10 protein-coding genes are annotated in these 10,623 nt (G+C 72.3%); 4 read left to right on the top strand and 6 right to left on the bottom strand.

Annotated elements, in window-relative coordinates; all coding sequences use genetic code 11:
• Positions 1-42: 42 nt before the first annotated feature.
• Positions 43-1,266, top strand: coding sequence for an MFS transporter (locus ACZ61E_RS06650; RefSeq protein ID WP_469698298.1), 1,224 nt, complete (start codon positions 43-45; stop codon positions 1,264-1,266).
• Positions 1,267-1,329: 63 nt separating this feature from the next.
• Here the strand turns inward: ACZ61E_RS06650 and ACZ61E_RS06645 are convergent, their stop codons facing one another.
• The 4 genes from ACZ61E_RS06645 to ACZ61E_RS06630 form a co-directional block, all read right to left on the bottom strand.
• Entirely contained in the window at positions 1,330-1,914 is a 585-nt protein-coding gene (locus tag ACZ61E_RS06645; protein ID WP_469698131.1) for a TerD family protein, read from the bottom strand.
• A gap of 120 nt (positions 1,915-2,034) precedes the next feature.
• Positions 2,035-3,273, bottom strand: coding sequence for a PP2C family protein-serine/threonine phosphatase (locus tag ACZ61E_RS06640; RefSeq protein WP_469698129.1), 1,239 nt, complete (start codon positions 3,271-3,273; stop codon positions 2,035-2,037).
• A gap of 168 nt (positions 3,274-3,441) precedes the next feature.
• Complete coding sequence (locus ACZ61E_RS06635; protein WP_469698128.1) at positions 3,442-4,104, bottom strand: hypothetical protein; 663 nt, start codon at positions 4,102-4,104, stop codon at positions 3,442-3,444.
• 198 nt (positions 4,105-4,302) lie between these two features.
• Positions 4,303-5,946 (bottom strand): hypothetical protein, encoded by a 1,644-nt coding sequence (locus ACZ61E_RS06630; protein WP_469698127.1) that lies wholly within the window; start codon positions 5,944-5,946, stop codon positions 4,303-4,305.
• A gap of 801 nt (positions 5,947-6,747) precedes the next feature.
• Between ACZ61E_RS06630 and ACZ61E_RS06625 the strand changes: the two genes are divergently transcribed.
• Positions 6,748-7,140 (top strand): TraR/DksA family transcriptional regulator, encoded by a 393-nt coding sequence (locus tag ACZ61E_RS06625; protein ID WP_469698126.1) that lies wholly within the window; start codon positions 6,748-6,750, stop codon positions 7,138-7,140.
• A gap of 243 nt (positions 7,141-7,383) precedes the next feature.
• Here the strand turns inward: ACZ61E_RS06625 and tatA are convergent, their stop codons facing one another.
• Positions 7,384-7,770 (bottom strand): Sec-independent protein translocase subunit TatA, encoded by a 387-nt coding sequence (gene tatA, locus ACZ61E_RS06620; RefSeq protein ID WP_469698125.1) that lies wholly within the window; start codon positions 7,768-7,770, stop codon positions 7,384-7,386.
• Positions 7,771-7,936: 166 nt separating this feature from the next.
• On the opposite strand from tatA, the gene ACZ61E_RS06615 reads away from it, so the two are divergent.
• On the top strand, positions 7,937-8,332 hold the full coding sequence (locus ACZ61E_RS06615) for a BlaI/MecI/CopY family transcriptional regulator (protein WP_469698123.1): 396 nt from the start codon (positions 7,937-7,939) through the stop codon (positions 8,330-8,332).
• 3 nt (positions 8,333-8,335) lie between these two features.
• On the top strand, positions 8,336-9,292 hold the full coding sequence (locus ACZ61E_RS06610; RefSeq protein ID WP_469698122.1) for a M56 family metallopeptidase: 957 nt from the start codon (positions 8,336-8,338) through the stop codon (positions 9,290-9,292).
• 164 nt (positions 9,293-9,456) lie between these two features.
• Here ACZ61E_RS06610 and ACZ61E_RS06605 read toward each other — a convergent pair whose 3' ends face one another.
• On the bottom strand, positions 9,457-10,437 hold the full coding sequence (locus ACZ61E_RS06605) for a sporulation protein (RefSeq protein WP_469698120.1): 981 nt from the start codon (positions 10,435-10,437) through the stop codon (positions 9,457-9,459).
• Positions 10,438-10,623: the final 186 nt, after the last annotated feature.

The following is a 10,623-nucleotide window of genomic DNA, read 5'->3' as shown; positions in this document are numbered from 1 at the left end:
ACCCCGCCGCACGCGCGTTCGGTGCTGCGGGACCTCGCATTCCTGCGGCTGTGGACGGGCGCCACCGCGTCGGGGCTCGCCACCTGGGCCCTGCCGTTCGTGCTCGGCCTCGCCGTACTCGACCGGACGCTGTCCCCCGCCGCGCTCGGACTGCTCCTGGCCGCCCGCACCGTCGGGTTCCTCGCGGCGGTGCCTGTCGGCGGGGTGCTGGCGGACCGGCACACCCGGCGCGGAGTCGTCCTCTGGTCGGGGCTGGCCGCCGCGGTCTCCGCTCCGCTGCTGGCGGCGGGACTCGGGCGCTCGCTTCCCCTGATGGCGCTCGCCGCCGCGCTCGCCGGAGCCGGGCAGGGCGCCTGCCGGCCAGCCTTCCAGGCGCTCACGGCGGAAGTCGTCGACGCCGGGCGCAGGCAGCAGGCCAACGCGGCCATGACACTCTCCGTCCGGGTCAGCACCCTCGCGGGCCCGGCCCTCACCGCCCTGCTCGCGGTCGCCCTCGGCACCGGGGCACTGCTCCTGGGCATCGGGGCGCTCTGGCTCGTCGCCGCGCTCACCCCCGGACGCGGCACCCGCGCACCCGACCGCACGCCCGCGTGCGCGTCCGGCGGCGCGTCCGCCGCCGTCACCTCACCCGAACGCCCCTCGTTCCTGGCGGAGTTCGCGGACGGGGTACGCGAGGCGCGCCGGCACCCCTGGTTCATCGCCACGCTCGCCGCGCTGACCGCCGTCATCGCCACCGGCTACTCCGCGACCGGCGTCGTCCTGCCCCTGGTCAGCAGGGACCGGTACGACACCGGTGTGGTCCTCGCGGCGGCCACCACCGCGTACACCGCCGGAGCCCTCGCCGCCGCCCTGCTCATCGCCCGCTGGCGCCCGCCCTCCCAGGGCTGGGCCGCCCTCGCCGGGCTGGCCGCCTACGGATTCGCGCCGCTGAGCCTGCTCCTGCCGGTGCACCCCGCGGTCGTCGTCGCCGCGTACGCCGTCGCCGGAGTCGGTATCGAACTCTTCAACGTCCCCTGGTTCACCGCCACCCAGCGCGAGGTGGCACCCGACAAACTCGCCCGCGTCTCGTCACTCGACTTCATGCTGTCGTACGGGCTCGCGCCGGTCGGCCTCGCGCTCATCGCCCCGGCGATCGACGCCTTCGGCCCCCGCGCCGTACTCACCGTCTGCGCGCTGATCTGTTTCGCGGCCCCGGCCGCAGCCGCCCTCGTACCCAGCGCACGCCACTTCTCCTCGCGCCGGGCGCGGGAAGCGGGGGCGCCCTGAGCCGTGGGCCGGACCGCGTACGGCTCAGGGGTCGCTCCCCGGCGGCGCTCCCGCCGCCGCCCGTTACCTGCTGACGGCGAAACGCATCAGGGCCTGCTCGTCGCCCTGCTTGATCTTGCCCGTCTCGTTGATCACCTGAAGCTTCCAGCCGGCGCCCTCACGCACCGCCTTGGCCACGAGGCACCCGTTGTCGTTGCTGAGCAGGCTCGGCCAGATGTCGGCGACCTGCTGGGTGCTGCCGCCCGTCGCGTCGTACACCTTGAAGCTGATGTTGCGCGCGTTCTGGAAGGAGCTGCGCTTCTTGTACGCGGCGGCGATGAACACGATCGACGTGATGTTGCCCGGCACGCGGGAGAACTCGACGGTGACGGTCTCGTCGTCACCGTCCCCCTTGCCTGTCTGGTTGTCGCCGCTGTGCAGCAGCGATCCGTTCCCCAGCGGGTCGAGGGAGTCCAGCCCCGCCAGCCGTACCGGATCCGCGCCCTGCACCGCGATCGCGATCAGGTCGAGGTCGGTGCCGGCCTTCTGCCGGAGCTTGCCCAGGACTCCCCCGCTGCTTCCCACCGTCGGGTCCCAGGACACTCCGATGGACAGATGCGTCACCCCGTCCAGGTCGGCGGGACCGTCTTCCTTCGTCAGCGTGATCATGCCTAATCCTTCTGATGGCCGGAATAGTGCGATACCTGAAGTGTGCCTGGTGCCCCGCGCGCCCGGTCAACCAGGGCGCGGCCGGTGCTTCGGGGGTGCGGCGCCCGCCACGGGCGGGAGCTACAGGCGGATGACGACCAGGGCGATGTCGTCGCTGGAACCGGCCGTGAGATGGAGACGCTCCAGGAGCGTGTCGGCGAGGGCCTCCGGGCTGAGGTCCGCGCAGGTGCTGAGCGCGGAGGTCAGACGGCCCACGCCGGTGTCGATGTCCTCGTCGCGGCGCTCGATCAGTCCGTCGGTGTACAGGACGAGGGTGTCGCCGACCTCGTACGCGACACTCGCCTGGGGGCGCAGCACATGCTCGGGACGGGCTCCGAGGGGCGGGTCGGTGGCCTGGTCGAGCAGCTCGCTGCTGCCGTCCCGGCGCAGCAGGACCGGCGGCGGATGCCCGGCGCTGCTGTACATGATCAGGTGGCTGCGGGCGTCCACCATGGCCGTGACGGCGGTGGTGGCCAGGGCGCCGTCGAGCGAGCGGGCGTACAGGCCGAGGATCTCCAGCGCCTGGGCGGGGCCGGGGACGGCACGGCTGACGGCCGAGAGCGCGCTGCGGAGCATCCCCATCACGGTGGCGGCCTGGAGTCCGTGGCCGACCACGTCGCCCACCGCGACGGCGAACCGGGAGTCGGAGAGGTCGACCGTGTCGTACCAGTCGCCGCAGACGTTGAGCGAGCCGATGGCGGGGAGGTAGCGCACGGCGATGTTCGGGTGCCTGGCCAGGTCCGGCGAGTGCAGCATCGCCTCCTGGAGCGTGACAGCGACCTGCCGCTCCCGGCCGTGGGCGAGCCGCAACTCCTCGTTCAGCCGCTGGAGTTCACGGGCGCGGGCGTACAGCTCGGCCTCCATGCCCTCCTCGCGCGGGGTCAGTTTCCCGCCGGCCTGATCGCGGAAGCGGCGGGAGCGCACGAAGGCGGTGACGTCCTCGGCGCGGTGGATGATGCACGTCACCCTGCCCTCGGAGTCGACGACCGGGGTGTTCACCGGGGACCACCAGTGCTCAGTGAACCGGCCGGCCCGCCGCGGATCCGGGATGTCGTAGCGCTGGAGCGCCATGGTGTCGGGCTCGCCGGACTTCAGGACGCGGGAGAACGAGGCGGAGAGGTTCTTGACGCCGTCCGCTTCGGGGTCATGGGGGTTGTCGGGGAACGCGTCGAAGATGTACTGCCCGAGGAGCTGCTCCCGGCGCAGCGCCGTCACGCGCAGATAGGCGTCATTGACGTCGATGATCACCAGCTCTGGGTCCAGCACCAGGTACGGACTGGGCGACGAGGCGAACAGAACGGTGTAATCGATGTCCGGCATGATCGCTCCTGACCTGCCCGGTGTTCACTCCTCCCTCTCCAAGCTAAGGCCAAAGCCGTCCGGCCACATCCGCGCCGGTCGGGGCGCGGACGTGACAGGTCGGGTCGCTCACCGGCCACGCGGGGTGAGCGGTGCGGTGGTCGGCGGGCGGGGATCAGCCCCCGGTGGTCAGTAGAGCTTGGCGACGGCGGTGCGGGTGCTGTCGCGGAACGGGGCTATCTCCTCGGAGAGGGTCCAGCCGAGGTGGCTGACCTCCAGAACGGTGACCGTACGGCCGTCGCGGCCCACGGAGATCAGATGCGCGTCGGCGATGCCGATCTCGGGGTGGGAAATGTCGACGTTGTAGACGTCGGCGCCCTCCTCGACGGCGACCGTCCCGTGGTGGAACGCCTCTCCGACCGTGCCCGGGTACTCCACCGCGAGCCGGTCGAGACAGCCGGTGATCCGCTGCTTCACCTTGGCCACCAGTGTCTTCGCCTTGGCCTCGGTGGCGGCGACGGTGGTGGTCTGACGGCCGTTGGTGTCCAGGTCGGTGCGGAAGTCCCGGTAGGAGGTGCCCGCCGCCGGGACGACCCCCTCGGTGCAGACGGAGCCGTACTCCGGCAGGCCCTGCCGCACCGCGTCGGCGACCCACGGGGTGCTGGCGGCGGGCAGCTGGCCCGCGGAGAGGAACTTCGGTGCCGGGCCGGCCGCGGTGGCGGTGGCGAGTGAGGCGAGGGTCAGACCCGTCACCGCGGCGGTCAGTACGGCGGCGCGGACCGCGTTGGCGTACGTCCTCGTGCTGGTGCGGGTGCTCGTGCGGGTCGTGGTCGTGGTCGTGGTCGTGGTCATGGTCGGGCTCCCCCGTCGGCAGTGCTGATGATCGTGGTCGGCTGAACGATCAACAGCATTGGCGGACCGGGCCTGACCAGGCAAGACACCGCGACAGGCGCGGAACGCCCGGGACCGTTCCACCCCCGCTGACGTGCCGTCATATACGGGGAGTGGAACGGTCGGTGGAACGCCGGGCGCCTTCCGGGGGCGGGGCCGCTACGCGATCGGCTTGGTCTTGGTGCAGTTCGTCCACTCGACCCAGGGCCGGGCCCCGCCGTTCTTCGGGCCGGTCGCGTACGACGGGTTGCCGGTGATCGTCTGGTTCTTCTCCTCGTGCGTGATGTCGATGCCGAAGAGTTTGAACCCGGCGGTGAGCTGCCCGGCGGAGATGCCGAAGCCGATGCCGAGGGAGGCGTTCCACCAGTCGGTGTTGGCGTTGTAGTCAAGGCGGGACAGCTTGCCCTTGTCGTGCAGCAGACGCTCCAGGGGACCCGCGTCGCTGCCCGGCACCTCCGCCGCGTCGGAAGGTGTCGGCAGGACGTCGCTGGCGGGGAAGTCGCCCCGGCCGCGCAGCCAGTCCTCCACCAGTTTGCTGTCCGCGTCGTTGTCCAGCGCGACCTCGGCCGACTCGGTGTGGATCTGCGACTTGATGTTGCCGCCACCGCCGCCGACATCGATCGTCACCGGCGTACCCGGGACATTGGCACCGGCACCGACCTGCACGCCGGCGCCCTCTCCGTTCTCCTGGCTGGTGGTGATCACCAGCTTCTCCGGGCGGTGCTCCTTGCCGTCCTTCTCCTCCTGGTCGAACGTCGCCGCGTCGTAGGTCACGGAGACCTGCTGCATACGCGTGGCCTTGCCCTGGGCGAGTTCACCGCCCTTGGCGTCGACGCTGAAGGTGTAGACGAAGGTGATCTTCCCGGCGTCGGGGCCGGTGTTGGCGCGCATGACCACGACGTCCTCGGTCATGCTGCCGGTCCCGAACTCGCCCGAGATGTTGCCCAGGTCGGTGGGCTTGCCGTCCTTGTCCTTGCCGCCCTTGCCCTTCTTGAACCCCTTGCCGAAGCTCACCCCGCCCGACACCTCGGTGCTGGTCTTGGTGATGTCGACGTCGGGGGCCTTCTCCGGCGGCAGATCGGGCTTCTTCTTGTCGGCGTGGTACCCGCAGATCATGCCGAGTTCGGAGGAACGGGGCCCGGCCGGACGCGAGTTGCACTCGCTCTGGGCCTTCAGGTACTCGGTGAACTGCTTGGCGTCCTCCAGGTTCAGCTCCAGGTCCTTCTGCGAGTCGCCGGTCTTGTTGCCGTTGAACAGCCACTGACCGCCGCTGCCGCTGCCCTTCACATAGCTGCCGCTGAGCGAGGCGCTGCCGCCCCACTCCTTCAGCCCGGGGATACCGGCCGAGATGCTGGCGGTCACACCGCCTCCGGACTCGGTCACGCGTTCCAGGGTCACCGTGCCGTCGGACCACTGCTGGAGCTTGATCTGCTCGGAGCTGCTGATCTTGATGAAGAGGATCTGGACGACGACCGTGGTCTTGGTCTGATCCTGGGCGAGGAGGCACTTCGCGGGCTGGAAGGGATCGCCCGGCGGTGGCTGGGGAAGAGGCCCTCCGTCGTCACCGCCGCCCCCGTCGTCGCCGCCCCCGTTGCCGGAGTCGCAGCCCTCCCCGCCGTCACCGGCGTTGACGATGCGGCACACCGCGTCCTTCAGCGCGACCGACGTGTCGTCCGGGACCGTCAGCGCCACGATCGCGCCGACGATCGCGGCGACGACACCTATCAGCGCGACGTACTCGACACCACCCTGACCCCGCTCGCCGCGCCGGGGAGCCCCGTGCGCGCACCGTGTGCCTGTCATCCGGACTCCTCCATCCAGCTTTCCCGGCCTCCCCGCTCGGGAGATCTCCGGAGAGTAGGGAGAGGTCCGGACCCAGTCGCAGGGCCTAGGGGCCCAGCTGTGGGCCCAGCGGAGCGCTGAGCGCGTTAACGGACGCCGAACGGACGCCATACGGGCCATGGCGGCACGGGTACGGGCACAACCGGGCGCCTCCCACGGCACGGCCGGCCGCACTCCGAGCGGTTTCAGGAGAGGGGCAGAGGCGGTTGCCGACGGCATACCGGGCACTCACGGCCGGGCCGTGGGCCCGCGTCCGGGACGTCGGGGCCCGTTCAGCGGACCCGGGCGGCGGTCGGCGGTCGGCGGTCGGCGGTCGGGGTGCACGCGAGGACGCGCCCGCGCGGCTCGCCGGGCCACCGCCCTCAGAACGGAAGGGGCCTGACCCGGGTGACGGTGGGAACGGAGAGGGCGGCGTCGAACGCCAGGGGAAGCGGCGCCGGGACACGGTGGCGCTCTGCGACCGGATCCGGTCCAGCAGCGGCTCCCCGGCCGCATCCGCGGCGACTGCCCCAGGCCGGTCAGCCGGGCAGAGTGCGCTCGGAACCAGTCGGCGAGCAGGGGGAGGACGGATGCTTGTCGGTCATGGACCGGGCTCCCTTCTCCCTGTACATCGCTGGACGCGGACGTGCGCCGCCGTACGGGGCGGTACCGGGGCGCCGCCGTACGGAGACGTCGCGGCGCGGACCGTAACACCGGCCCCCGGTGCCGGGACCCGGGGTGAGCGCGCGGAATGCGTCGGCCGAGGCCGGCGTTGTCGGGTGCGTGAGTCACCCGCCTCCCGTCGACCACGAGCGCGTCCGCACGCGGCTGTCGGCCCAGCGCGCGGACACACGTGCGCGGATCGAGGCCCTGGAGCGCGATTTCGACGCGATCGTCGAGGCGAACGCGCTGGTGGCGGTGGACGACGAGCACGATCCCGACGGGTCGAGCACCGCCTTCGAGCGGGCCCATGTCGCCTCGCTGCTGGCGCAGGCGCGTGATCATCTGCTCGGTCTCGACCAGGCGCTGGAACGGCTGGAGCACGGCGACTACGGGCGGTGCGAGGTGTGCGGCCGGCCGATTCCCGAGGAGCGGCTCGAAGTACGGCCCGCGGCCCGTACCTGTGTGCGCTGTGCCGGTGCGCGGCAGCGCCGGACGGGCCGGACCGCCCCGTAGCCGGATGCGGGAGAAGTGGCATCCGGGGCGCGCCGGAGCGGGACGGCTCACGGGCGCACCAAGTCCTGCACGACCAGCGGGCGGTGACGTGCGGTCAGGGGAGGACGGAACGTGTCGTCGCGGCGGTGGCGGCCCTGACGCATCCGATCGGTCCGGCCGACCGGGCCCTGCCCGGTCGGCCGGCGCGGATCGTGCCCGGCTTCTCCATCGAGGCGGCGGTACGGAAAGAGGCGCGGTGACCGGTCACTGACCGGGAGTTGAGGGGCGGGGGCCGGGCGAGCGGTCCTCGGGGCCGGGGTGCGTCGGCCGCACGTTGGTCGGCTGTACGTCCGTCGGCTGTACGTGCGTGGGCTGCACGTGCGTGGGCTGCACGTGCGTGGGCTGCACGTGCGTCGGTGGTTCGACGTACGACGGCTCGACACGCGTGGGCTCACCGGGGCGGACGGGATAGGACGGGTCAGCCGCGGGGGCCGCCGCCGGCGGCGGGTTCTCGGCCTTCATCGCGCGGACCTCGCTCTTGAGGATCCGGGCCGACTTGCCCGCCGAACGGGCCAGGTCCGGCAGCCTCTTGGCGCCGAGCACCAGAATCACGACGATCAGAATGATCGCCAGCTCACCAAGCCCAAGCAACGGGACCTCCAGGCCACGTGGAGCGCGGTCCGACGCCCCGCACCGGAACGGGCCCGCACTGGTACGGACCCGCCATCTGCTGCCAGAATCTACAGGACTGTAGAGATCGGCGGGAGAGGGCATTCCAGCCTGCGGACGGCCCGCTCCCGAGCCGGAGGGAGACGGTGTGACCGAGCGCGAGGGCCCCGACGAACGTCGGCGCCGGGGGCAGGGTGAACTGGAGTCGCAGGTGCTGGCCGCGCTCCGGGCGGCACCGGGGCCGGTGACCGCGGGCTGGGTACGCGAACGGCTCGGCGGGACCCTCGCGTACACCACCGTGATGACGATCCTGACCCGCCTCCAGGCCAAGAACGCCGTGACCCGCGAGCGTTCGGGCCGCTCCTTCGAGTGGCGCGCCGCCTCCGACGGTGCGGGGCTCGCCGCACTGCGGATGCGCCGGGTGCTGGACGCGGAGTCGGACCGGGAGGCGGTGCTCGCGCGGTTCGTCACCGCCCTGTCGTACGACGACGAGCGGCTGCTCCGCGGCCTGCTGCACGCCACCGAGGACGAGGCGGAGGACTGACCCGTGGGCGTGTTCGTCTTTCTGCCGCTCGTCCTGCCGCTCACGGCGGTGCCGGTCGCGCGACTGGCCGAGCAGCATCTCCATCCACGTCTGGCCACCCGCTTCCTGACCGTGCTGGCCGTGGTGCTGGCCGTGTGCAGCACGCTCTGTCTGGGGCTGCTGGTGGTCGTCGGCACGGCCCAACTGCCCGGCAATCCACTGCCGGACGGCTGGTCGGACCCGGAGGTACGGGACGCGGTGCCGTACGACGAGGTGGCCGGGAAGGCGGCCATCGCCGCGCTGGTCGCGGTGGCGGCGGGGTGCGCGGCCACGGGATGGCGGCACCTGCGGGTACGGCGACGGGCCTGGGGCGCGCTGGCCGGGATGCCCGCACGGCAACTCGTGGTGCTGCCGGACCGGGCGCCGTACGCGTACGCGCTGCCGGGCGGCGGGCGAGGCGGCCGGGGCGGGGACCGGACGGGGCGGATAGTCGTCTCCAGCGCGCTGCTCGACTGTCTCAACCCGGCCGAACGGAAAGCCCTGTTCGCACATGAGCGGGCGCATCTGACGGGGCGTCATCACTGCGGTCTGCTGGCGGTCCGGCTGGCGGCGCGGGCGAATCCCTTACTCCGGCCCTTACAGGCGGCCGTGGCGTACACGACCGAACGCTGGGCGGACGAGGAGGCGGCCCGGACGACCGGCAGCCGCACGCTGGTCGCCCGCGCCATCGGAAAGGCCGCGCTGGTGTCCCGCGGGGCCCCGGCCCCGACCCTGGCCGGCGTCGCCGGCGCGGGCCCCGTCCCCCGCCGGGTCGCCGCGCTGCTGGCCCCCGCACCCGCGGCGATGACATGGCCGTCGTTCTTCACCAGGGCGGGCCTGGCGATCTGGACGGCGGCGGCGGGAACGGTGGGCTCGGCACTGTCCTCGGCCAACGCGACGGTGACGCTCTTCTTCGTCCTGAAGGCATCGGCCCAGCTGTAGCCCCCGCCGGCCGACCCGGCGTCCGGTGCGTGTGCTCGCGAGGCGGGGGACCGCCCTCGTACGGGACGTACCCGGACGGCTTCCGGCAACGCGGCGCGGGCGCGCGCCGGGCGCCGGACGCCAGTTTGAGGACAGGCCCTGGGGCCTGTCGTTCGGATCAGGCCCTAGCCCTCCTCTTCCTCCTCTTCCTCCCCCTCGAAGTAGTCCCCCACCTCGTCCACGACCTCCGCCGCCACCATGCCGCCCGCCACGCCCACGGCCAGACCGGCCGCGCCGAGGGCGACCGCCGTGCCCGTACTCATACCGGAGCCGTGGCCGTGCCCGGAGCCGTGGTCGGAGCCGTGACCGTGCCCATGTCCGTACCCGTGGCCGTGGTCCGCGTACGCGCTCGCGAGACGGTCCATCCAGCCCGCCACCACCGTGTTCCAGTCGGTGTGCGGCACCTCCTCGTGCCCCACCGTGTGCCGGTTCAGCGCGTCGTCCACGCCCGCCTCGCCGCGTCCGTCGGCCTCCAGGACGACTTCCGTCGCGCCGGGGTGCGCCAGGAACGTGACCTCGACCTCGTTCAGCAGGTGGGCGTAGGCCGGCGCCGGGATCAGCTCGATCTCCTGGTAGAACGGCAGCCGCTGGCCCGTCCCGTTGATGTGCCCGAGCTCCAGGTCCGCCGACCTGAACCCGAAGCCCAGCTGCCCGAACGCCTCCAGCACGGCTTCCTGCACCGGCAGCGGCCGTACGGCGAGCGCGTCGAAGTCGCCCTTGTCCCTGGCGCCGGACAGCTCCAGGTCCGTGACCACGCCCAGGCTGATCCCGAGCGGTTCACCGTGCAGCTCGGTGAACGGGATCTCCCACGGCACGGGCACCGCGAACGGCACGGTGTACGACTCGCCCTCGCCCAGCCGGAAGCCCCCGCCGACCTCGTACCGCTCGAAGCCGACGTACCCCTTGCTCTCGCCCTCCTCGTGCTCCGCCTCGACATGGGCGACCAGTTCCAGGTCGACGCGGTCGACGTCGTACGACGCGCTCCCGCCGACCAGCCGGACCTCGCCCCGCAGGGTGCCTCCGGGCAGTACCGCACCGGCCTCCAGCACCGTCTCCACCGTCGGCCCGCCGACGCCGAGTGAACCGAGCAGTCGCTTGAACACCATCGAGGTGTTCCCTCCTTCGTTCCCGGACTCCAGTTACGGAAAGCACCTCTACAGACCTGTAGAAGTGAGCACCAAGCATAGGGACAAAGCCGCCCGGCGGAGTCGCCGAACGCACATCCCCCGCCAGGACACGCGTGACGCCCCGGCCCGCCTTCCGGGGGCCGGGGCGTCACGGGTGTCGCGCGC

The sequence above is a fragment of the Streptomyces sp. NPDC104581 genome, assembly GCF_055583685.1.
Note: the sequence above shows the minus strand (reverse complement) of the source record. Positions and strands in the feature narration are given on the sequence as shown.

Coding starts and splice junctions, on each gene's coding strand:
- ACZ61E_RS06645 (WP_469698131.1), bottom strand. CDS start 1,914: ATGATCACGCTGACGAAGGAAGACGGTCCCGCCGACCTGGACGGGGTG.
- ACZ61E_RS06640 (WP_469698129.1), bottom strand. CDS start 3,273: ATGCCGGACATCGATTACACCGTTCTGTTCGCCTCGTCGCCCAGTCCG.
- ACZ61E_RS06635 (WP_469698128.1), bottom strand. CDS start 4,104: ATGACCACGACCACGACCACGACCACGACCCGCACGAGCACCCGCACC.
- ACZ61E_RS06630 (WP_469698127.1), bottom strand. CDS start 5,946: ATGACAGGCACACGGTGCGCGCACGGGGCTCCCCGGCGCGGCGAGCGG.
- ACZ61E_RS06605 (WP_469698120.1), bottom strand. CDS start 10,437: ATGGTGTTCAAGCGACTGCTCGGTTCACTCGGCGTCGGCGGGCCGACG.